The organism is Salipiger sp. PrR002 (genome assembly GCF_010500775.1).
Lineage (GTDB): Bacteria > Pseudomonadota > Alphaproteobacteria > Rhodobacterales > Rhodobacteraceae > Salipiger.
In genome coordinates this window covers 20,493-41,815 of the sequence record NZ_JAAGOU010000039.1, presented here as the reverse complement: position 1 = coordinate 41,815, position 21,323 = coordinate 20,493, and the positions used below count along the sequence as shown (strand labels likewise).

The window sequence follows — 21,323 nt, the reverse complement described above, 5'->3', positions numbered from 1 at the left end:
TTGGTTTGCAGGTGATTGTCTGAACGCTGTTGCCCCTTCTCCGGCGATGGATTGTACCCAATACTGTTTATTGAACGGTCTGATGGACCTCGCGATCGTTCTTGTTTCCCCTCAAATCTGCGCGCGCCGTAGCCGAAGGGAGTTTAGGACGACCGAGATTGAGGAAGCGCTCATGGCAAAGGCCGCAAACATCGGACTGATCAAGATCCCGAGGAATGGGAACAAGATCCCCGCAGCGACGGGCACGCCCGCAGTGTTGTAGATCAGAGCAAAGAACAGGTTCTGGCGTATGTTCCGCATGGTCGCGCGGGCGAGTTTGCGCGCACGCACGATACCGTCGAGGTTCCCTTTGACGAGCGTGAACCCTGCGCTCTCAATGGCCACATCGGCGCCGGTGCCCATGGCAATCCCGACATCGGCCTGAGCCAGGGCAGGTGCATCGTTGACACCGTCGCCGGCCATGGCAACCTTGTGCCCCTTGGCCTGAAGTTCCTTGATGATCTTCGCTTTGTCTTCCGGCATCACATCGGCGCGGATCTCGTCGATGCCTAGACTGGACGCGACGGCCCTAGCGGTACGCTCATTGTCTCCCGTCGCCATGATAATACGGAACCCAAGTGCGTGCAGTTCCTTCAGGGCGGCCGGTGTGGTCGCCTTTACCGGGTCTGCGACGCTGACAAGACCGGCAACGTCATTCTCGACGACGACAAACATAACCGTTTCGCCATTATCCCGACGGGCATCCGCCTTGTCCCGAAGCTCTGCTGCATCAAGTCCGAGGTCAGTCAGGAGTTTCACGTTGCCGAGCGCCACTACCCGCCCGTCCACCGTGCCTTTGACGCCCTTGCCGGTGACCGCCTCGAAGGCGTCGGCTTTTGCCAGGTCGACGCCACGCTCTTCAGCACCGCGTACGATGGCTTCCGCGAGAGGATGCTCGGAGCCGCGTTCCAGCGATGCGGCAAGCCGAAGCACTTCTACCTCATCGTGACCCGGTTCAGGGTAGACGCCGACAAGTTTCGGCTTGCCTTCCGTCAGCGTGCCGGTCTTGTCGACGATCAGGGTATCGACCTTCTCGAACCGTTCCAGTGCCTCTGCATTCCTGATCAGGACACCCGCCTGCGCGCCGCGCCCCGTCGCCGTCATGATAGACATCGGTGTCGCAAGGCCGAGGGCACAGGGACAAGCGATGATGAGAACGGCAACGGCCGCAATAAGAGCATAGGAAAGGGCCGGGACCGGGCCCCAAATGGCCCAGCCAATGAAGGCCAGCACGGCGATGCCAATAACTGCAGGCACGAAATATCCGGAGACCTTGTCGGCGTATTTCTGGATCGGCGCGCGAGACCGCTGCGCATTGGCCACCATCTCGACGATTTGGCTCAGCATCGTGTCGGCGCCGACGCGCGTCGCCTCCATGATCAGGCTGCCGGTTCCGTTGATCGTGGCGCCCGTTACAGGGTCTCCTCCGACCTTTTCTACCGGTACCGGCTCGCCCGTGATCATGCTTTCGTCAACTGAGGACCTGCCTTCGACGACCATACCATCGACCGGCACCTTGTCACCGGGTCGCACACGTAGTCGGTCGCCGACCTGGACCTGTTCCAATGGAACCTCTTCCTCGCTTCCGTCGTCGCGGATAATACGTGCCGTCTTGGCGGCCATATCCAGAAGAGCACGGATCGCCTTGCCAGTGCCTTCGCGAGCGCGCAGCTCCATCACCTGTCCCACAAGGACCAGCGTGACGATCACAGCCGCCGCCTCGAAATAGACGCCGACATGCCCTTCGGCATCCCGGAACCCATCGGGGAATATGCCCGGTGCCAGGACGGCGATGATGCTGAACAGCCATGCGGCGCTTACACCCATGGCAATGAGACTGAACATATTGAGGTTCCTTGTCCGGAACGAGTTCCAGCCACGAACAAGGAAAGGCCAGCCGGACCAAAAGACAACGGGTGTCCCGAGCGCGAGTTCGACCCAGAGGGTGACGCGTTCACCGAATATCTCGCGCACCCCGCTCAGGCCAAGATAGGGGCCCATGGTCAGCACAAGGAGCGGTACGGTCAAAATGGCCCCCACCCAGAAACGACGGCTGAAGTCCACAAGCTCCGGGTTCGGGCCTTCCGCTTCCATGGCGGCCGATTCCAGTTCCAGCCCCATACCGCAGATCGGACAAGACCCGGGATGCGTCTGGCGCACCTGAGGGTGCATCGGACAGGTATAAACCGGGCCAGTGTAGTCGTTGGGAACCGAGTCCAAGTGGTTTGGCTCCACCGCGTCGCCCGTGTGCTGATGATGGGCGTGGTGTTGCGAGGGCTCGCCCTCCGGCACCAGATGCATCTGGCATTTCGGGCAATCTCCCGGTTCGGCGCGGCGTACCTCGGGGTGCATCGGGCAAGTGAAGACCGTGCCCGCGTAGCCAGAAGGAACTTGATCGTCAGATCCGTTGGCATGTTCGTGATGGTTGTTCATTCGGGGATCCTTTCCCGTATTTCTAGCTCATTGCCTCAAACCTAATTCTTCCAGTAACTGGAAGGTCAAGTGGCGCATTGAGCAACTTTCATTTCTGTCGCTAACAGCTCGCCGACGCAGACTGCGTTCGTTGAGTGTGGAATCGTATCGGTACTGACGATCCGCGCGGCACCGGCATGGCGGATTGCTTCCTCTGCGCCGTGTGCGAAAACCGCGTGGATAATTACGCAAGTCGCAGGTCGGGCACCGGCCTGCTCGAGTTGTTCGAGCGTTCGGATCAGCGTGTGTCCGGACGAGGCGATATCATCGAGGATCACGGGTGTCCCCTGTCGGAAAACGGCGCTGCCCGGCAGGCTGATCTCGACCTGCCGATCCCCGGAGCGATGTTTTGTCAGCACTTCGTAGGGGCGTCCGGCGAGCCTGGCGACTTCAGCCACCCATTGCTGGCTTTCGCTGTCAGGCCCAAGGAGCACGGCCTCTGGAACGTTCGCCGCAATCCAGTCGGCCAGCAGAGGGGCTGTGGCGACACGATATGCGGGAATGCGGAACAGCGCTGAAAGGCTCGGGTTGCGATGCAGATGGGGGTCAGCGGTCATCACCCAGTCGAAACATTCATCAAGAAATCCCGCGAAGATCGGGGCGCTCACAGCTTCGCGTGGATGAAACCGCTTGTCCTGGCGCATGTAGCCAAGATAGGGCGCGACCAGCCCCACACGCGCGGCCCCAAGTTCGCGCGCCGTCAGAGCTGCGAAACGCAGAGGCAACGCCAGCCGATCAGGATCGCGCAACGTGGCGAGGAAGGCGATTTCGCGTCCTGCAGGATCGCCGCCGAGCTTCACGAGGGTTTCACCATCGGGAAAATGGTGCAAGTCCACCGGCTGGATTTCGGCACCGGATGTCGCCGCCATTCTGCGCGCCAATGGCTCCATGCCGGGAAAGGGGGCGATAATGGTCATCAGTTTGCCTCCTCAATTGTGCAAAGTCCCAATTGCGCCTCGGCATAGGAGCGGGCGTATTCCAGTTCTCCCAGCGTTTCGGCGTGGATCTCGAACAGCGGCTTGCCAAATTCGATATGGTCACCGATCTGGACCAGAAGGCGCAGCCCTGCGAGCTGCTGCCGCGGTGCGCCGGCGAGTTTCGCTGTGCGCGCGATGCGGCGATTGTCAATCGCAATGAGGCGCCCCGCCGTGCGGGAGGTGATCACCGCATGATAACGCGCCTCACCGGGCTCAGTGAAACCGCCTTGTGCATCGCAAATCGCAATGAACTTCGCCTCGGCAGCGCCGCTGTCGAGCAGCTGTGCGGCCACCTTTCGCCCGCCCGCGCCGCCCGTCTCGGGGACAAGGTCCAGCAGCGCTCCAGCGATGTCGAGTGCACGGTCGCGCAGGTCGACAGGGAAGTTCTCGTTGCGGCGTAGCACGGCAAGGACATCTTGGGCTTCAAGTGCGGGTCCAATTCCGCGTCCGACAGGTGCAGTCCCGTCGCTTTGATGGATCGAGAGCGTCAGGCCGATGGCCTTGCCAACGGCGCGGAGCCGCTCTGCCAGCGCAGCGGCGGTTTCCGCCGAGCGGACCTTGGCCGTTGGTCCGACGGGCACATCGATCAGCACGCGCTTCGCACCGACCGCAGCCTTCTTCGACAAGACGCTCGCCACCAGCTGTCCGTCGCTGTCGAAATCGAGTGGCCGTTCAATCCGGATCAGAACATCGTCCGCAGGGCTGAGAGCGAGGTTGCCCCCCCAAACGATGCACCCGCCCTCAGCCTCGACGACGCGTCTCAACGCGGGGATGTCGAGCGAGACGGGAGCCATGACCTCCATCGTGTCGGCCGTGCCTGCGGGGGAAGTGATCGCGCGAGAAGAGGTCTTGGGGATCATCAGCCCCGCCGCCGCGATGATCGAAACGATGATCGGCGTGGTGCGGTTTCCTGGAAGCCCCCCGACGCAATGCTTGTCGTAGATCTCGGCGCCGCCCCAATCCAGCGTTTCGCCCGCCGCCTGCATGGATCGGGTCAGTGCGATGGTTTCCGCAATCGAAAGCCGGTCGCCCGCGCAGGCGGTGATGAAGGCTGCCAGATCGAGATCGGAGAGACGATGATCGAGGACGTCACGAATGATTGCGTCGAACCTTTGCTGCTCAAGGGTTTCTCCATAGACCTTGGCGCGGATCGCTGAGACGGAGTCCGGTGGCTCCGGGTGCGTAAAACTTGCCCGGTCCCCCGGTTGGGGCTTCAGGGCGGCCCAGGCTTCTTCCGACAAGGCGGCAGTGTCGTCGGGCAGCCAGTCGCCATTGGTCAACACGTTCAGCGTGGCAATCACCGACCTGTCGCCGAGCGTGACCTCGATCCGGGTCAGGGCTGCGAAGCCTTCGGCGCGGCAGACGTGGCAGTCTTCGCGCATGAAGACAACGGGTTGCCGGTAAGTGTCGATCCCCGCGCGGGACAGGGCGAGCGTATTGTCGATTTCTGTCATTTTGGATTGTCCAGCCGGATCGTTTCGAGGTGTTCGGGGGCGCGGGCAGGCCAGCCGAGTTCATGTTCGATCCGCCAGCGCAGCCGGTCCGAGGCAGAAGGTTCGCCGTGAGTCACATAGGTCATGCGCGGCGCGCGATCCGACGCGCGCATCCAGGCCAGCAACTCTTCGGCATCGGCATGTCCGGAAAAGGCTTCGAGCTGGATCACCTCTGCCCTGATCGGGAAATCTCGACCGAACATGCGCAGACTGTCCGCGCCAGCGGCCAGTGCCGCCCCGCGGGTACCGCCAGCCTGAAAGCCCGACAGCAGGATTGCGTTGCGCGGGTCGCCGCCGAAGCTGGCGAGGTGATGCAGGATCCGCCCGCCGGTCAACATGCCGCTCGCCGAAATGATGATCATCGGGCCATGCTGCGTGTTCAGCTTCTTCGACTCCTCGACCGAAGTGACCCGCTTGGCGATCTGGAACATCGCAAGGCAATCCTCCCAGGCAACGTGATGTTCTTCGTGATGGCCGTGGTAGATTTCGGTCGCGTCGATCGCCATTGGCGAGTTGAGATAAACCGGCACATATGGGATCTCGCCGCGGTTTTGCAGGCGTGCAATGTGATACATAAGCCCCTGCGCGCGCCCAACCGCGAATGAGGGGATGAGAACCGTACCGCCCCGCCCGAAAACACGTTTCAGGATTGGCAGAAGCTCTTCCTCCGCGTCGATGGCTGCGTGATGGCGATTGCCATAGGTGGATTCACAAACCAACACGTCCGCACCTGAGAACGGTTGTGGCGGTCGCATCAGTGCGTCGTTCTGTCGGCCGAGGTCGCCACTGAAGTGGATTGTCCTTCCTGGCAGTCTGATACGGATCTGCGCCGCACCGAGCAAATGGCCCGCCGGGATGAACTCTGCGGATATTCCGTCACCAACATCGACTGTGCTGTTGAAGGGAACTCTGTGCAAATGCTCAAGCGCCGCCTGAGCATCTTTCAACGTGTAGAGCGGCTTGGGGTTCTTGTGCTTGGAGTATCGGTGCCTTTTGGCAAAACGTGCCTCCTCTTCCTGGATATGGCCGCTGTCCGGCAGGATCAGGCCGCAGAGTTCCTCCGTCGCTTCGGTACACATCACCTTCCCTCGATACCCGCCGCGGATCAGCGCAGGCAGATAGCCTGAATGATCGAGATGCGCGTGCGTCAGAAGTACGGTGTCAATGGTGGTGGGGCGTACCGGAAACGCCTTGCGGTTGCGGTCCCGCAGCGATTTGAAGCCTTGAAACAAGCCACAATCAACTAGAATGCGGCGATCCCCGGTTTCAATCAGATAGCGCGATCCGGTTACTGTTCCGGCGGCTCCCAGAAAACGAAGTGTTGGGCGAGTGTCCTGTGCCATGATCCTGTGCCTTTCATTCCCATCGGCAGCCCTTCAGGGAAGCGCCACCATCTGATGTCCTTCTCCTTCGACAGAAACTGTTTCACGCGTTTGCAGTGAGCTGGTATCGTTGAGCCAAACCACGGGCTCTGCACGGCTTGAGACATAAAGGATGTCGGAGCCTGGAATTACCGTCAGGTGGTAGGGTTCTGGTGCAAGCGTGGCTGTGCGCACTTCCCCGGTAGCGAGTGCAACTGAGGCGAGTTTGTCCTCTCCCCTACCCGCGACGAACAAAGTTGCCCCATCATTTGACAGCCCCAGTCCATGAATCTCGCCGCCAATTTCGAAGGTCCGCAGCTTTTCACCGGTACTCAAAGACAGTTCCAGAACCTGACCTGCGTCCGCGTCTGCGACAAAGAGTCGATCAGTTTCGGGCGAAACCGCCATATGTTCCGGGGTGTCACCTGCAATGAAGTTGCGACGAACGATACCCCGCGACAGATCTACTTCGCTGATCGTTCCGTTACCGGTGTTGGAGACGTAGACGAGATTTGGATCAGTTCCGAACGCTGCATAGTTCGGCATCGATCCAGTCGGGACAAATGCCGTCATGCCGAAAGTCGCCAAGTCAATCACCGATATTCCGTCACCTGCCGGATGGGTCGCAACGGCAAAGCGTCCATCAGGGGAAACTGCCGTATGATGTACGGCACCCGGCACCTCTATCCGGCGGAGGATATCGCCACTTTTTGCGTCCAGAATCGAGAGAAGACTGATCCCGGCATCCGGTGGCCCCATTGGCGCGGCCTTTGGTGCGTGGTGCGCGGCGTGATCGTCTGCAGACACGGTGGAGGGCTTTTCTAGCGACGCGACATCCTCGCGCGGGATCTCCGAATAGCTGCCGGCGACCAGATACGGCACGCCGGGTGCGCCTGCGAGACCGTGGACCGCCTCGACATCATTGATCCGACGCAGGACTTTTCCAGTCTCCGCCTGAACCATCAGGACTGAATTGGCGCTGCCCTCTGGAATGAAGACCGTAGGCGGAGCGGCCAAAGCTGGTGCTGACACGAACAAAGTGGCGAGCGTATAGGCGATGCGGGACGACATGTTCATTTTTGGAACCTTTATCTGGTCGAGATCATGCGGTGGCCGTGGCGAGGGCAGAAAACCGGCGGATCCACGGTTGATAGGAGCGAATGAAGTGAGGAGCGCGGTCAGGTAGAATCCGGACATCCAGACTACGAGCCTGTCGAAAAACCTAAGCGTCACGATTGGCGTAAAAGCCGAAAGGGAGGCGCTTCGCTACCTCGCTGACTGGAATGCTCAGAAGAGAATGGGGACGTGTATGAATTCGTCATCGGCGAAAGACGCCGATTGCCGCCACGACATTACCATTCGCGTGCTACGGTTCGAAACTACTGCGCTGACAAGCCCGTTAGGGATCAGAGCAGCGGCGCAACCGGGATGAATTCCGCAATCCGCGTCCAGAATAACGTGGACGGAGGAATTTGCGTCGGTGACCTGAACAATCTGCGTCTCTAACCCGGCAGGCTCGCCCTCATGCGCATGCAAACCATCGGCAATGAGACCGAAAAACAAGGCTCCGATCAATATCAGGACGAAGCTGACGCGAATACGCGACACTCTTCTGACATCGATATGTGGCCTTGATCGCATGATTTGAGTCCTTCCTAGGTGATTATAACACGCTATCCAGATGGTGTGGTTGATCTAAATCAGGGCGTTAAATGCTGCCTGACTCGGCGTCCTTGATGCGCAGCTTAGGCGAAATTACTCAGTCGGCACTTTGCTCCAAAGTGTTTCCAAATCTGGAAACCTTCACATCGTCCTCGATGAGCGTTGCTTGAGCGGCCCCCGGACGCGCCGCGTGCAGAGCAGCAAGAACATCCTGAGTCGACAATATTTCAGATAGGATAATTCCTTCGGGAGCAGACGGCCCATAAACCGCGTTGAATGGAATGCCGTAACGGTTGTTGGTCTCCAAAAAACGGGTGATCGCGTCATCTGGGCGGGTCCAGTCGGCCAGCATCGGCGTGACACCAGAGCTGTTCAATGCCGAAAGAACCGGGTCGCGTTCAAGAACGAGCGCCTTGTTGGCTTTGCAGGTCAAACACCAATCGGCGGTTACATCGACAAAAACGACCTCTCCGCGTGATACTCGACGGGCAATATCGCCGCGGTCAAATGTGACCCAGGCAATTTTTCCTGCTTGGGCATCGGGTGCGGCGGGTGTTGCCAAGAATGGCGCGGCCGCGACCGCGAGTGCCGCCAGCGCCAGCCCAAAGGGCCAGCGAAGAGATCTTGGCACCCAGGGCGATGCCGCTATGAAGAGCATAACCGCACCGAGAGATGCAACTGTTAGGGCCGCGCGCGATCCAGCAACGCCGAGCAGGACATAGAACAGCCATGCCGCGGTACCCATCAGGAGAATGCCAAGGCCGGCTTTCAAGGCGATCATCCAGCGGCCGGGCTTGGGCACGAACCGAACAACGTTCGGCACGATGGCCACCAACAGATATGGGCTGGCCAGACCTAACCCGAGAAAGGTGAAAACGACAGCGATGTCTATCACCCGCCCCGCAAGTGCGAATGCGATAGCTGTTCCAAGAAACGGCGCGGAGCAGGGAGTAGCCATGACCGCCCCGAAAAATCCGGTGGCAAAATCCGCTCCATACCCGGCCGTACCTCCTGCTTTCATCAACCGCGTTGTCAGGGCGGCAGGCAAAGAGAATTCGAACAGTCCAAACAGGTTTGCGGTGAACAGACCAAGGATCAGGAGCATCAGAACCAGGAACGTTGGGCTCTGGAACTGGAGCCCCCAACCGACGGCAACGCCAATCTTTTGCAATGCGAAGAGAACAGCCGCGAGTGCCCACATAAAGACCATGACTCCGGCGGCGGCGGCCAAGAAGCCTGCCCTGACTTGGGCATTGCCGCGTCCTTCGGATTTCAGGGCAGAAGATAACTTGATCGACAGAACAGGAAGCACGCAAGGCATGGCGTTCAGGATCAAGCCCCCAAGAAAAGCGATGATGGCGATCCAGATCACTTGATCAATGCCGGGGACCACCCGATCAATACTGAAAGGGGGAGTTGGGGCGGTTGTTGCCCGATCTGGCGTGACGGTGAGGGCGTGATCCGGCCCGTCCGTCACGGTTACCCGTGGCGGCGCGTCTGTATCTGCCATGTAGGCAAGAATTGGGAATTCAGCCCAAAGCGTTCGCCCGCTTGCCCCAAGGCGAATGTCGGGCTTCCCCAACGTGTTGCCATCACCAATTTCAGGAAAGACGTCCGGGGTTTTGAAGGCAGTCGTGGCAGCTATTTCTATCGTTAGGCGGGTGAAATCATCGTTTATATGGGATGTGGCGGCGGTCACGCCTGCCGCTCCTCCTTCCGCCGGAACGCGTGCGAGAAATGCCCCGATACGATTAGCCGAGACTTGATCGATTGAGTTCCCCTGAGGCAACGAAAGTGCCAAGTCAAAATCCTGGGGGACACAAACTGCTGAGCAGGTCAAGAGCTTGACGTTTGCTCTGAGTTCGACAGGTTCCCCAGGATCCTTCAGGGTGATCTGAAGTGGAAAGACAACCTCATCATGATAGCCGAAGTTTTCGATGCCAAAGGCAGTGAACCGCTCGGGCGCAGGCCATAGGAAATCAACGCCCGCGACATTCGTCGACCCGCTCCAGTCGATCTGTGGCGGAATGCCAACCTCGCCAGGCGAACGCCAATAGGTTTTCCATCCGTCAGCAAGGTTCAGATCCAGACCGGCGGAGAGCGTTTGAGCTTCGGCGGAAACGGCATCCTCGGCGGAGATCAGCCGCGCTTCCACCGCAGTGACCTTGTGGGCGACTGATACCTCGGCCGTTGCAGCAAAGGGGATCAAGAGCCAGAACATTGCGGCAGCGAGGGTACCGCAGAAAGCAAGACGGATTGGCGAGCGCCAGATGGTCATCGCACTATCTCCAGGCTTTGAACTTGAGTGGCAACAAAGCCTGATCGGCCGTTTACACAATCCAACTGGCCCACACCGTTGGAGATAGGCCCTGCCAGACGACATCCATTGGGCAGCTCCAGCTCTGGTGACTTTGTCGACAAAGTTGGCGGCGGGTTTGTCGGGCACAGGACTGGTCCGCCGGAACAAGCGCTCACGAAAATCGCTCCCAAGAAGACAGTCGCCAGCCGCGCTCTTGTTCTCATTTCGACTTACCGCCGGACGGCGCTGTCGGTCATATCTTCAATCAGCACTGGCTGGGGGGCGGTCTTCTTGTGCTTGTCGCTTCCATGGCATGAACGCCCCATCATCTTGTGCATCACAAAATGGGCGCCAACGCAGAGCACCAGAGGCGCAAAGACGGTAGCGTTTGCCCAAAGGCCTGCGACGGTGCCTCCGCCAATCAGGAAAGCTGCGATGGGTAGAAGCATGACAGCACAGCAAGCCATCATGCCCCAGTGCATCAACTTTCCGTGGCGATTGCCACCTGACTCGCTATCCTCTTGCATGGAATCCACCTCTGATTTTGGTCAACGTATCCTGTTTAGCTTGATCTCCCGCTGGAAGGTCAAGGATACACTTCGATACAAATCTTGCGGCCTGTTGCGGTTGAGATTCAGCCCCATCTGAGCAATGCCTGTCTCGTCCAATTGAGTAACCAAGGACGAACAAATGGCAGAGAGACCGAGTTTGAACAGGCGGAGCCTGATTGCAATTTCAGGCGCATTCTTGATGACCCCCCACACTCTCCGGGCGGAAGAGGCTGGTGTGGTAAGACGCAATATCTCGTCGTTCGTTCTCCACAATTGGCGTGATCACTTTGACCGTCTCGGGAAGGGCATCATCATTTCGGATACTGTCACAAAGGTGCTCCAACACTGGACAGAAGATGAAGAGATGCGGATTTACCCGACCTCTGTTCCCTTGACTGATGAATTGACGAAGCGCGGGTATACAGAAGTTGTCGAGAAACGGGAAAATCCAGGTTGGGCGCCGACCCCTTCAATGCGTGAACGCAACCCGGAATGGCCAGCCTATGTGCCTGGAGGAGATCCCTCCAATCCTTTGGGAACGCGTGCGCTCTATCTGTCGTGGCAATACTACAGGATCCACGGAACTCAAGACACGCGGAAAATCGGGCGTAGATCATCAAACGGCTGCATCGGCCTTTACAACGAACATATAGAAGAGGTCTTCGACCGCACGCCGGTCGGGACGCAGGTTAAGTTGATCTGAACGGATCACATGCAGGAGAGTAAAACACTATGAATTTCTGGGGATGGTTCGTTGGCGGGTTCTTCGTGCTCGGCCTTGGAGCGGTCGGTTGGCAGGCGTTGCAGCCGGCCCCGGCGCAGACTGCTCAAGGACACTCAATGGTTCCGCCGGACACGAGCGGCATACCTCAGGGCGCGCCCATTGCCAATGTACTCCTTCCAGCTGAATTCTCTCCGCAAGCCCAAATGGGGCAACGCGCGTTCGAGGCAAAATGCGCCAGCTGTCATGGTGAAAATGCCGCAGGCCAGAATGGGGTCGCTCCTCCGCTTGTTCACAAAATCTACGAGCCGAACCACCATTCGGATGCCGCGTTCCTGAATGCGGCGCAAAACGGCGTCCAATCTCATCACTGGAATTTTGGCAATATGCCTCCCGTTGAAGGCCTCACCCAAGGTGATGTGAAGATGATTGCGGGATACGTGCGCGAACTGCAGCGCGCGAACGGGATCAACTGACTTTGGTCGCCAGGCTGAACATATTCCGTAGCGCGATCCAGATTCTCCTGTTGGTCTCGATCGCGTTATTTGTCGTCCTCCCGGCGGGATCTCTCGATGCAATTGGCCATGAAACGGTCGCTGCCAAAGTTTCCGAACGAAGTGCGCAAAAACATCAGACCTCTCATGAGGAAGATGCAGATAATCTTCTCCCCGGGCATTGCGATCCGGGGCCGGACTGCTCGAAAAATATGGTAATTGTCATTTTATCAGCTCCGAGAGCTTCGACCAACTTGTCGCAATTGCCTCGCGAACATCCAGATCAGAGCTTTTCTAACCGGAATGTCCTAAGGGACACCCCGCCTCCCAAACACCTATCCTGACCTAGGGGCAACCACGCCTCATCAAATTAAATCTATCAAGCATGGAAATACAGGATACGGAACGATGAAAAGCAAACTGATGATCGGCCTCTTGGCTGGAACGACAATGGCCGCAGCTGCATTTGCACATGGTGGCGCGGAAGGTGTCGTCAAAGAACGCATGGACGGCATGATGGCCATGGGGCAATCGGTCAAAGAACTGGCTCCGATGATGCGTGGTGAAATCACCTATGATGCTGAAGCTGTTCGTACGGGAGCACGCGTCTTTGTCGAACATAGCGAAGGCATGACCGAATTGTTTCCCGAAGGGTCTGCTGGGAAACCGTCCGAAGCAAAGTCCGAGATCTGGTCGGATTGGGAAGAATTCAGTGCGCTCGCAGAGCAGCTCAAGGTGGTTAGCGAAGGTCTTGCCGAGGCCGCCGACAACGGGCTTATGGCGTCAGGTGCGGGAATGGATGCAGGCTCCATGATGGGCACGCAATCCCCCGGAAGCATGATGGGAGCTTCGTCCATGATGGGAACTTCGTCAGGAAGCCCGATGATGGACTATGCCTCGATGCCCGCAGATGGGGCATTCAACATGGTGACCCAGACATGTTCGGCATGTCACGCGAAATTCCGCTACGAGGCGAAGTAAAGATGTGCCGGATGAAAAAACTGGTCTTTGCTGCAGGGGCGCTTTGCGCCCTTGTGGTCGGCGGCCTTGTGATCTGGCCGATTGGCAAGGTGCCCGCGTCGATCACGCAAACGGGTGATGTCCAGCGCGGCGCCTATTTGGCTCGCGTATCCGGGTGCATTTCATGCCACACCAATTCAGAGGCTGGCGGCGCCGCACTCGCAGGCGGCGCGGGGCTGGCGACAGATTTTGGCACGTTTTTTCCGCCCAATCTGACGACAGACAAAGAGAACGGCATCGGGGGGTGGACGGTTGAGCAGTTCGCCAAGGCGGTTCGCCAGGGCATTAGTCCTAGCGGAGAGCCGTATTATCCCGCTTTTTCCTATCCGTTCTATGCGGATTTCACGGATCAGGACATTGCCGACCTTTGGGCAGCTTTCCAGACCGTGCCACCAGTCGCCGAGGCAGCGCTTGAGCATGATGTCAAGTTTCCTTTCGATCAGAGATGGGGCCTGAAGCTATGGCGGGCGGCCTATCTCTACGATCCACCCACGGAACCCATTGACGAGAAAAACGCACAATGGAACCGCGGTCGCGAGCTGGTTCGAGGTGCAGCACATTGCGGTGCTTGCCACACGCCACGCAATATCGGAGGCGGGCGCCTGCTTGACGCGGTTTTTGCTGGAAATGAGGCATTGCCAGGGGGGAGCAAGGCGCCTTCGATCACGCCGAACTCTCTGGCGGAACGCGGCTGGACCGTTTCCAACCTCGCCTATGCGTTGCGTACTGGCGTGACGCCGTCAGGCGACGCTTTCGGCGGCAGCATGGTGGAGGTCGTGCAGGGCAATACGCGCTTTTTGTCCCCCGATGATCTGGAAGCGATGGCCGTGTACTTGCTTGATGGTGACGAACCTCGAGCCGACCGGGTCGCTCAGGGCGAGGGCGCCGCTGCTAATAAAGACATGTGACTGCAATAGAGACAATGTGTGAGCCAAAACTGGCTCGCACAACAAACGAGAACGAAATGACACACACCAGAAGAGCATTCATTCAATCGGGGTTGGCAATGAGTGCGTTGAGCTTCTTCCCCAAGGCCGGATCTGCAGCCACCCCTGAATTTCAGGTGATGACAGCGCAAAGTGGCGCCGTACAACTCGCCCCTCCGGACTACCCCAAGACGGAGATTTGGGGCTATGACGGAAAGTTTCCTGGCCCCGTGATCCGTGTTCGGCAGGGCGCGCGTCTTCAACGTCGGCTCGTCAACAAGTTGCCGCAGGCGACGTCCCTGCACTGGCATGGCGTGCGGATATCAAATGCGATGGACGGCGTGGCCGGGCTCACCCAAGATGCCATCCCCACAGGCGAAACCTTCGACTACGATTTTGCCGTTCCAGATGCAGGAACTTTTTGGTTTCACGCGCATAATCGCTCCGTCGAACAGGTCGCTCGTGGGCTCTACGGAGCGTTGATCGTCGAAGAACCGATAGCCCCGGATGTTGATCGCGATGAAGTCCTTATTCTTGACGATTGGCTCCTCAACCCGGAGACCGCACAACTCGACCCAGATTTTGAAGCCGTTCATGATCGTAGCCATGCAGGCCGACGTGGCAACTTTGTCGCCACCAACGGAAGCTTCAATTCTACGCTCAACGTGAGCCAGGGTGAGCGGATGCGGCTTCGGTTGATCAACGCGGCAAATGCCAGGATCTTTGTTTTGGGCCTGTCAGGTCTAAAGGGGTGGGTGATGGCGTTCGACGGAATGCCACTGGTGACGCCGAGTGAGATCAGCGAACCGATCATCCTTGGGCCGGGCCAACGAGCGGATTTGTTTGTCGACGTCATTGCGGATGAAGGGGAAAGTGCTCATCTGGTGCGGCTTGAAGACGGCCAGGGATTTGCCCAAACCGAGTTTCGCGTGACCGGCACTTTGGCCTCCGCTGTGCGGGATGTCCCCCAAGTTCTGCCACCGAACCCTAATATGGATGTGCCGGGACTGGAGCAGGCGAGACGCATCAGGCTCAACATGGAAGGCGGGGCAATGGGCAACCTTGACGCAGCCATACTTGAGGGTGAGCGAAAAACGTTCCGCCAACTGGTCGACGCGAACCAGTTCTGGGCTTTCAATGGTACCGTGGGCATGACCGAGAAGCCACTGGCTAGCCTGTCACGCGGTGAAACAGCGCGAGTGGAGATCTACAACGATACATCCTTCCCCCACGCCATGCATTTGCACGGGATGCATTTCCGGGAGGTGCTGGAGGGCGGTGAAGTTGGTCCCCTGCGGGATACCTTGCTGATGTTCGGTGGCGAGACTCGCGAGATCGCCTTCGTTGCCGACAATCCGGGAAAGTGGCTGTTTCACTGTCACATGCTCTCGCACGCGGCATCCGGCATGATGACGTGGCTGGAGGTCGCATGAGATCAGCTTACCTGGCGGTAATTTCATCCATTGGCCTGATTGGGCTAGGTGCAACCTGGTGGTTCAGCGGCAATGCCTCCCAGGGTTCTTCCCCGTTTGACGACGTCAATATCGAACTGGGGCAAGCTCTCTATTCTGAAAACTGTGCGTCCTGCCATGGCGCCAATCTCGAAGGGCAACCAGACTGGCGAAGCCCTGGTTCAGATGGCCGCCTGCCCGCGCCGCCGCATGATCGCAACGGTCATACCTGGCACCATAGTGACCAGATTTTGTTCTCCTACACCAAGCTCGGGGGGGCGGAACTGATGCGACAACAGGGCTCAGATTTCGACAGTGGCATGCCGGGCTTCGCCGGCAAACTCACAGATCAGGAAATTTGGAACATTCTCGGCTTCATTAAGTCGACCTGGCCAGAGCGAGAGCGCAATGCTCAGGCCGCACGCACAGCAGCAGAACAAGAGGGATAATGGACATGATTTTCAGAAATTTGATGCTCGTATCGTCATTTGCCTTACTTCCAATGGCAGTGCAGGCCGCAGACCTGGACGAAGCGCGGGTCAAGGAACTTGTATATGAGGCTATCCGCGAGAATCCGCAAATCATCATGGAAGCAGTCGAAATACTTCAACGTCAGGACGCCGAAGCCCAGGCACAAGCGCAGGCAACCGTCTTGCGCGATCAGCGACAATTGCTCGAGCAAGACCCGAATGCACCGGTTCTCGGCAATCCCGATGGGGATGTGACCGTTATCGAATTTTTCGATTACAACTGCCCATATTGTCGCCGCGCTATGCCGGAAGTTCTGGCACTGCTGGAGGCTGACCCCAATGTGCGTCTGGTCTATCGCGAATGGCCAATTCTCGGGGACGGATCCGTGTTTGCAACCAAAGCTGCACTCGCATCGCGGCTGCAAGGCAAGTATGAGGCATTCCACTGGGCCCTAATGGGTATGAACGGCCGGGCGGAAGAAGCAAGCGTTCTCAGGATAGCACAAGAGGTCGGTCTCGACATCGAACGCCTTCAAACTGACATGGAGCGCCCCGAAATTGAAGAGCATATCGCGACCTCGATGCGGTTGACGCAGTCGCTCGGCTTCAGTGGCACGCCTTCATTTGTGATCGGCGACAATCTGGTTCCAGGCTTCGTGGAAAGCGATAAGCTCACGGAACTGGTCGACAACGTGCGGGCGTCGGCAAACTAGCACTCTGCGGTGGGTTCTGACATCACGCCCGATGAGCAATGATGCAGGCGAATGAGTCGGAGCCCCTACAGACCAAAAGACCTAGGCACGGCCTACCACTGAAAGAGGCGGCGAGAAGATGACTTACCTTTGGTATCTTATTGCTGCCTTTGCCGAGATCGCTGGATGTTTTGCTTTCTGGGCATGGTTGCGGCTCGATCGTTCGCCGCTTTTGGTCGGGCCAGGTCTGGTAAGTTTGGCACTCTTCGCATGGCTTTTGACGCGCGCAGAAAGCGAAATGGCCGGTCGGGCATATGCAGCTTACGGGGGCGTCTACATAGCGGCGTCCATGATCTGGATGTGGCTAGTGGAGGGGAGCCGACCGGACCGCTGGGACATTGCAGGCATTCTTCTTTGCCTCCTAGGCAGTGCTCTCATCCTGTTGCCTTCGCGCTCATGATCTGCGGAACCTCAGAAAACCAGGCAAATCCGTCGCTAGAAATCGCTAGGTCATCGCACCCGTCACGACGGGTGCGATGACCCATAGATTAGGCAGTCACGGTATTTTCGTACCCAGCTTCACGAAGCAGGGCCGTCAGCCGTTCTGTTGACAGTGCACCTTCAACAGAAACCGTGCGGGCCGGAATGTCGCAAGATACGCTCGCATTTGCGTCAGCTGCCTTGATCGCCTTTTCGATCGTACTGGTGCAATGACCACAACTCATGTCGGGAACGTTGAATTTCATGTCGATGTCTCCTCTGTGACAGCTTGTTCAGTGCAGATGGGGCTTCCAGTGGGGGGAAGGTCAAGGGTCTCCGTAGATTTTTAAAGCGAAGCCAGGAAAGTTCAAATTGGGTATTGACCTTCCAGTCACTGGAACTCCTATTTGGGGTGTCAAATGGGATTCCAGGAGACTGAAATGACAGATCAATCCAAAGTGACACTCTCGATTGAAGGAATGTCTTGCGCCTCATGCGTAGGGCGCGTGGATCGGGGCCTAGCCGCGTTGAGGGGAATATCCGATGTCTCGGTGAACCTCGCGAACGAGACTGCGCGTTTCAGCGTGGATGGTTCGTCCCACCTGCAAGATGCGGTCCAAGCCCTGAAAGATCTCGGGTATCCAGCGCGAACGGCATCCGTGACGCTGAACATCGCGTCCATGTCATGTGCTTCTTGTGTCGGGCGCGTCGATAAGGCACTTGCCTCGGTTCCCGGCGTGTTGGAGGTCAACGTTAATCTTGCGGCGGAAAATGCGCGCATCACATATCTTGAGGGCATGACCGACCCTGTGGCCCTCATCCGTGCATCCGAGCAAGCCGGATATCCAGCCAGCGTGGCCGAGGCCACGGCAACACAGGATCGCACTTCGCGAAAAGAAGAGGAAGCGCGCGGGTTGGCACGCCGGGTGGCACTGGCCGCAGCACTCGCTTTGCCGGTTTTCCTGATGGAAATGGGCGGGCACCTGATCCCGGCCGTGCATATGGCGATCAACAATACCATAGGACAGCAGGCCAGCTGGTTGATCCAGTTCATCCTCACAACGGCTGTGCTCATTGGGCCCGGCCGACAGTTCTATCTGAAAGGGTTTCCGGCCTTGCTGAAAGGTGCTCCAGACATGAACAGTCTGGTCGCCGTCGGCACAGGCGCAGCTTATCTTTATTCAGTTGTCGCAACGTTCTTCCCGTCGCTGATGCCCGAGGCCGTCCGCGCTGTCTACTTCGAGGCCGCCGCGGTCATCGTGGTCCTGATCCTGATCGGGCGCTGGCTCGAAGCGCGAGCGAAAGGGCGAACAGGGGCTGCAATCGAGAAGCTGCTCGGCCTACAGGCTCGTACGGCGCGTATTTTGCGTGACGGCGATGCGGTCGAGGTCGAGATCGATGCCTTGCGCACCGGAGATCTGATTGTTGTGCGCCCCGGAGAACGACTCGCCGTGGACGGTGAGGTTGTGGACGGCGAAAGCCATGTCGATGAAAGCATGATCACCGGGGAACCCGTGCCGGTCGGCAAGTCGGCTGGTGATCCTGTCACGGGCGGTACGGTCAATGGCGCGGGCAGTCTGACCTATAAAGCAACGCGTGTTGGTGCGGATACCACGTTGTCCCAAATCATCCGCATGGTCGAAGATGCGCAGGGCGCCAAGCTCCCCATTCAAGGGTTGGTGGATCGGATCACGCTTTGGTTCGTCCCCGCTGTGATGACCCTCGCCGCCTTGACGATCCTTGTCTGGCTAATATTCGGCCCTGATCCCGCCCTCACCTATGCGCTGGTCGCGGGTGTCTCAGTTCTCATCATTGCTTGTCCCTGCGCGATGGGACTGGCGACGCCGACGTCGATCATGGTCGGGACCGGTCGCGCTGCTGAAATGGGCGTGTTGTTCCGCAAGGGGGATGCTCTGCAAGCATTGGGGGACGTCAAGGTTGTCGCTCTGGACAAGACCGGCACCGTCACCGCCGGACGTCCCGCGCTGACCGACCTTGTGCTGGCGGAAGGAGCCGAGCGCTGCACCGTTCTTGCGGCAGTCGCATCGGTCGAAGCCAGATCAGAACACCCGATCGCCGAAGCTATCGTGCGCGGCGCGCAGGCGGAAAACATCAGACTGTCGGAACCGAGCGCGTTTACTTCGATTACAGGGTATGGCGTGCGCGCCATCGTTGACGGGGCCGAGGTTGTTGTCGGAGCTGACCGAATGATGCAGCGCGAAGGGATCGATCTTGGTGAACTCGCAGAGGCTGAAACTATGCTCGCACGGCAAGGTCGCACCGCACTCTTCGCCGCAATCAATGGCAAGGCGGTGGCTGCGATTGGCGTCGCCGATCCGGTCAAACCCTCGAGCCGAGCCGCGATTGCCGCACTGCACAGTCTGGGTTTGAAGGTGGCAATGATTACCGGCGACAAACGCGAAACGGCAGAAGCAATTGCCGAAGAGACTGGTATCGACCACGTGATCGCGGGGGTCTTGCCCGACGGCAAGGTGGCGGCACTGGAAAATCTGCGCCAGCAGGGCACATTGGCCTTTGTTGGCGATGGCATCAACGATGCACCCGCGCTCGCCCACGCGGATGTTGGCATCGCCATCGGCACTGGCACGGATGTGGCGATCGAAAGCGCAGATGTCGTATTGATGTCCGGTGATCTTCGCGGCGTTGTGAACGCTTTCGAGATCTCGCGACACACCATGCGAAACATCAAACAGAACCTTGGTTGGGCCTTTGGTTACAATGTGGCTTTGATACCCTTGGCCGCCGGAGCGCTTTATCCGAGTTTCGCCGTGCTGCTGTCACCGGTCGTCGCTGCCGGTGCGATGGCACTTAGCTCGGTCTTTGTCTTGACGAACGCCTTGCGGCTGCGGCGCGTAAGACCGGCGATGGACGAGCGCCAAGAGTCTGGGCGGGTGGAGGACTTCGCCCCCGTCCCGGCCGAGTGAGAGGAGGCAGAAATGAACATTGGTGATGTTGCCGAGCGGTCAGGAGTGCCGGCCAAGACCATTCGCTACTATGAGGATATCGGTCTAGTAACACCTTTGCGCGCTGCAAACGGGTATCGAAGCTTCAGAGAGATCGATTTTCATAAGCTGGCATTCATCGGACGAGCGCGAGCCTTGGGATTTACAATCGAAGACTGCCGTACGCTTTTGGCGCTCTATAACGATGACAATCGAGAAAGTGCGCAGGTAAAGGCCGTCGCAGAGGAGCACCTGCGCCAGATTGATGAAAAGATCTCTAAACTCATGTCGATGAAAGAAACTCTTTCGTCTCTCGTGCACCAGTGTGCTGGCGATCACCGACCGGATTGTCCAATTCTTGCGGATCTTTCTGTCGTAGACGACGCAACTTTCTCATGATCTCCGACGACGAATGAAATCGCGCGCCCTGCGAGACAGGGCGCGCGACCTGTAGTTACTGCACCAGCTCTGTAATAGTCAGCTTGCCATTCACACGGTCGGCAACGAAGTTGATCTGTGCGCCTTCACTCAGCCCTTCCAGCATCGCGGGATCGGCGAGAACGAAGACCATTTTCATTGCTGGCATGTCGAGGTTTTCCAGCGGGCCATGGTCGACAGTAATCTTGTTCCACTTGGCATCGATCTTGGTCACCGTGCCCGAGGACATGGCACTATCGCTAGCAGCAATTGCAGTTCCAGCGGTCATCAGAAGGGCAGCGGCGAGCGTCAAAAATTTGGTCATGATTGGTTTCCTTTGATTTGAGATCAGTTGACAGTAAGGGCGCCGTGCATGCCGCCTTCATAGTGGCCGGGCAGCAGGCAGGCGAATTCGAAGTTGCCGGCCTTGTTGAAAGTCCAAAGGATCTCCGCCTCTTCACCTGGTTCAAGGCGCACAGCGTTAGGGTCGTCATGTTCCATCTCAGGGAACTTGGCCATCAGCTCTTTGTGTTCAGCGTTTTGTGCCATCGAATCCATCACGAACTCGTGGGTTTCCTCACCCATGTTCGTGATGCGCAGGCGCACGGTTTCACCCTCAGAAAAAGTCATTTCCGAGGAGGGTTCGAAGACGAACGGTGCGTCCTTGTCGTAGTCCTCACGCATTATCACATCGATGGTTCGCGTGGGTTCATGGCCATGCATCGCAGGCATGCCGATGGCCATTTGACCGTTGCCGTGCCCGGCGTCCGCAATTGCGAGGGCGGGAATCAGGGCCAGCCCCAATGTCAAAAGTGCAGTTTTCATGAGCGTGTTT

The 21,323-nt window shown here is 58.3% G+C and carries 20 protein-coding genes; 10 read left to right on the top strand and 10 right to left on the bottom strand.

From position 1 onward, the window contains the following. Positions 1–111: 111 nt before the first annotated feature. The 7 genes from G0A00_RS23320 to G0A00_RS23290 all read right to left on the bottom strand — a co-directional run bounded on the left by G0A00_RS23320 (position 112) and on the right by G0A00_RS23290 (position 10,830). On the bottom strand, positions 112–2,472 hold the full coding sequence (locus tag G0A00_RS23320; protein ID WP_009573624.1) for a copper-translocating P-type ATPase: 2,361 nt from the start codon (positions 2,470–2,472) through the stop codon (positions 112–114). A gap of 65 nt (positions 2,473–2,537) precedes the next feature. Beyond that, complete coding sequence (locus tag G0A00_RS23315) at positions 2,538–3,428, bottom strand: ribose-phosphate diphosphokinase (protein ID WP_009573625.1); 891 nt, start codon at positions 3,426–3,428, stop codon at positions 2,538–2,540. Beyond that, the gene (locus tag G0A00_RS23310; RefSeq protein ID WP_009573626.1) at positions 3,428–4,942 is read right to left on the bottom strand and encodes a thymidine phosphorylase family protein; all 1,515 of its coding nucleotides are present in this window, start codon (positions 4,940–4,942) and stop codon (positions 3,428–3,430) included. Before G0A00_RS23310 ends, G0A00_RS23315 begins: the two co-directional genes overlap by 1 nt. Next, on the bottom strand, positions 4,939–6,324 hold the full coding sequence (locus G0A00_RS23305; protein ID WP_009573627.1) for an MBL fold metallo-hydrolase: 1,386 nt from the start codon (positions 6,322–6,324) through the stop codon (positions 4,939–4,941). Before G0A00_RS23305 ends, G0A00_RS23310 begins: the two co-directional genes overlap by 4 nt. Before the next feature lie 33 nt (positions 6,325–6,357). Then, positions 6,358–7,539 carry a YncE family protein gene (locus tag G0A00_RS23300; protein ID WP_235953229.1) on the bottom strand — a complete coding sequence of 394 codons (1,182 nt, stop codon included), beginning with the start codon at positions 7,537–7,539 and terminating at the stop codon, positions 6,358–6,360. A gap of 562 nt (positions 7,540–8,101) precedes the next feature. Then, on the bottom strand, positions 8,102–10,282 hold the full coding sequence (locus G0A00_RS23295; RefSeq protein ID WP_009573630.1) for a protein-disulfide reductase DsbD: 2,181 nt from the start codon (positions 10,280–10,282) through the stop codon (positions 8,102–8,104). A gap of 251 nt (positions 10,283–10,533) precedes the next feature. Next, complete coding sequence (locus tag G0A00_RS23290; RefSeq protein ID WP_009573635.1) at positions 10,534–10,830, bottom strand: DUF2933 domain-containing protein; 297 nt, start codon at positions 10,828–10,830, stop codon at positions 10,534–10,536. A 223-nt stretch (positions 10,831–11,053) separates the two neighbouring features. Between G0A00_RS23290 and G0A00_RS23285 the strand changes: the two genes are divergently transcribed. The 8 genes from G0A00_RS23285 to G0A00_RS23250 all read left to right on the top strand — a co-directional run bounded on the left by G0A00_RS23285 (position 11,054) and on the right by G0A00_RS23250 (position 17,088). Continuing rightward, a complete protein-coding gene (locus tag G0A00_RS23285) occupies positions 11,054–11,557 on the top strand; it encodes a L,D-transpeptidase (RefSeq protein WP_229861856.1) in 504 nt (167 codons plus the stop codon). A gap of 29 nt (positions 11,558–11,586) precedes the next feature. Further along, positions 11,587–12,051, top strand: coding sequence for a cytochrome c (locus tag G0A00_RS23280; protein ID WP_009573637.1), 465 nt, complete (start codon positions 11,587–11,589; stop codon positions 12,049–12,051). A gap of 426 nt (positions 12,052–12,477) precedes the next feature. Next, positions 12,478–13,050: a cytochrome c gene (locus tag G0A00_RS23275; protein WP_009573638.1), complete on the top strand. Its 573-nt coding sequence runs from the start codon at positions 12,478–12,480 to the stop codon at positions 13,048–13,050. 11 nt (positions 13,051–13,061) lie between these two features. Further along, positions 13,062–13,997: a cytochrome c gene (locus tag G0A00_RS23270; RefSeq protein WP_009573639.1), complete on the top strand. Its 936-nt coding sequence runs from the start codon at positions 13,062–13,064 to the stop codon at positions 13,995–13,997. A 56-nt stretch (positions 13,998–14,053) separates the two neighbouring features. Further along, on the top strand, positions 14,054–15,448 hold the full coding sequence (locus tag G0A00_RS23265) for a multicopper oxidase family protein (RefSeq protein WP_028095398.1): 1,395 nt from the start codon (positions 14,054–14,056) through the stop codon (positions 15,446–15,448). After that, positions 15,445–15,915 carry a cytochrome c gene (locus G0A00_RS23260; RefSeq protein ID WP_009573641.1) on the top strand — a complete coding sequence of 157 codons (471 nt, stop codon included), beginning with the start codon at positions 15,445–15,447 and terminating at the stop codon, positions 15,913–15,915. Before G0A00_RS23265 ends, G0A00_RS23260 begins: the two co-directional genes overlap by 4 nt. Then, entirely contained in the window at positions 15,915–16,649 is a 735-nt protein-coding gene (locus G0A00_RS23255; RefSeq protein WP_090062994.1) for a DsbA family protein, read from the top strand. Before G0A00_RS23260 ends, G0A00_RS23255 begins: the two co-directional genes overlap by 1 nt. A 118-nt stretch (positions 16,650–16,767) precedes the next feature. Beyond that, complete coding sequence (locus tag G0A00_RS23250; protein ID WP_009573643.1) at positions 16,768–17,088, top strand: YnfA family protein; 321 nt, start codon at positions 16,768–16,770, stop codon at positions 17,086–17,088. Positions 17,089–17,176: 88 nt separating this feature from the next. Here G0A00_RS23250 and G0A00_RS23245 read toward each other — a convergent pair whose 3' ends face one another. Then, the gene (locus tag G0A00_RS23245) at positions 17,177–17,374 is read right to left on the bottom strand and encodes a heavy-metal-associated domain-containing protein (protein ID WP_009573644.1); all 198 of its coding nucleotides are present in this window, start codon (positions 17,372–17,374) and stop codon (positions 17,177–17,179) included. A 174-nt stretch (positions 17,375–17,548) separates the two neighbouring features. On the opposite strand from G0A00_RS23245, the gene G0A00_RS23240 reads away from it, so the two are divergent. Together G0A00_RS23240 and cueR are read left to right on the top strand one after the other, a co-directional pair. Further along, entirely contained in the window at positions 17,549–20,053 is a 2,505-nt protein-coding gene (locus tag G0A00_RS23240; RefSeq protein WP_038068303.1) for a heavy metal translocating P-type ATPase, read from the top strand. 12 nt (positions 20,054–20,065) lie between these two features. Further along, positions 20,066–20,470 carry a Cu(I)-responsive transcriptional regulator gene (gene cueR, locus G0A00_RS23235; RefSeq protein WP_038068304.1) on the top strand — a complete coding sequence of 135 codons (405 nt, stop codon included), beginning with the start codon at positions 20,066–20,068 and terminating at the stop codon, positions 20,468–20,470. A 55-nt stretch (positions 20,471–20,525) separates the two neighbouring features. Here the strand turns inward: cueR and G0A00_RS26635 are convergent, their stop codons facing one another. Together G0A00_RS26635 and G0A00_RS26630 are read right to left on the bottom strand one after the other, a co-directional pair. Then, positions 20,526–20,813 (bottom strand): copper-binding protein, encoded by a 288-nt coding sequence (locus G0A00_RS26635; RefSeq protein WP_009574142.1) that lies wholly within the window; start codon positions 20,811–20,813, stop codon positions 20,526–20,528. A 23-nt stretch (positions 20,814–20,836) separates the two neighbouring features. After that, positions 20,837–21,313 (bottom strand): plastocyanin/azurin family copper-binding protein, encoded by a 477-nt coding sequence (locus tag G0A00_RS26630; RefSeq protein WP_009574143.1) that lies wholly within the window; start codon positions 21,311–21,313, stop codon positions 20,837–20,839. Between the last annotated feature and the right edge of the window lie 10 nt (positions 21,314–21,323).

Coding starts and splice junctions, on each gene's coding strand:
- G0A00_RS23320 (WP_009573624.1), bottom strand. CDS start 2,472: ATGAACAACCATCACGAACATGCCAACGGATCTGACGATCAAGTTCCT.
- G0A00_RS23315 (WP_009573625.1), bottom strand. CDS start 3,428: ATGACCATTATCGCCCCCTTTCCCGGCATGGAGCCATTGGCGCGCAGA.
- G0A00_RS23310 (WP_009573626.1), bottom strand. CDS start 4,942: ATGACAGAAATCGACAATACGCTCGCCCTGTCCCGCGCGGGGATCGAC.
- G0A00_RS23305 (WP_009573627.1), bottom strand. CDS start 6,324: ATGGCACAGGACACTCGCCCAACACTTCGTTTTCTGGGAGCCGCCGGA.
- G0A00_RS23300 (WP_235953229.1), bottom strand. CDS start 7,539: ATGTCCGGATTCTACCTGACCGCGCTCCTCACTTCATTCGCTCCTATC.
- G0A00_RS23295 (WP_009573630.1), bottom strand. CDS start 10,282: ATGACCATCTGGCGCTCGCCAATCCGTCTTGCTTTCTGCGGTACCCTC.
- G0A00_RS23290 (WP_009573635.1), bottom strand. CDS start 10,830: ATGCAAGAGGATAGCGAGTCAGGTGGCAATCGCCACGGAAAGTTGATG.
- G0A00_RS23285 (WP_229861856.1), top strand. CDS start 11,054: ATGACCCCCCACACTCTCCGGGCGGAAGAGGCTGGTGTGGTAAGACGC.
- G0A00_RS23280 (WP_009573637.1), top strand. CDS start 11,587: ATGAATTTCTGGGGATGGTTCGTTGGCGGGTTCTTCGTGCTCGGCCTT.
- G0A00_RS23275 (WP_009573638.1), top strand. CDS start 12,478: ATGAAAAGCAAACTGATGATCGGCCTCTTGGCTGGAACGACAATGGCC.
- G0A00_RS23270 (WP_009573639.1), top strand. CDS start 13,062: ATGAAAAAACTGGTCTTTGCTGCAGGGGCGCTTTGCGCCCTTGTGGTC.
- G0A00_RS23265 (WP_028095398.1), top strand. CDS start 14,054: ATGACACACACCAGAAGAGCATTCATTCAATCGGGGTTGGCAATGAGT.
- G0A00_RS23260 (WP_009573641.1), top strand. CDS start 15,445: ATGAGATCAGCTTACCTGGCGGTAATTTCATCCATTGGCCTGATTGGG.
- G0A00_RS23255 (WP_090062994.1), top strand. CDS start 15,915: ATGGACATGATTTTCAGAAATTTGATGCTCGTATCGTCATTTGCCTTA.
- G0A00_RS23250 (WP_009573643.1), top strand. CDS start 16,768: ATGACTTACCTTTGGTATCTTATTGCTGCCTTTGCCGAGATCGCTGGA.
- G0A00_RS23245 (WP_009573644.1), bottom strand. CDS start 17,374: ATGAAATTCAACGTTCCCGACATGAGTTGTGGTCATTGCACCAGTACG.
- G0A00_RS23240 (WP_038068303.1), top strand. CDS start 17,549: ATGACAGATCAATCCAAAGTGACACTCTCGATTGAAGGAATGTCTTGC.
- cueR (WP_038068304.1), top strand. CDS start 20,066: ATGAACATTGGTGATGTTGCCGAGCGGTCAGGAGTGCCGGCCAAGACC.
- G0A00_RS26635 (WP_009574142.1), bottom strand. CDS start 20,813: ATGACCAAATTTTTGACGCTCGCCGCTGCCCTTCTGATGACCGCTGGA.
- G0A00_RS26630 (WP_009574143.1), bottom strand. CDS start 21,313: ATGAAAACTGCACTTTTGACATTGGGGCTGGCCCTGATTCCCGCCCTC.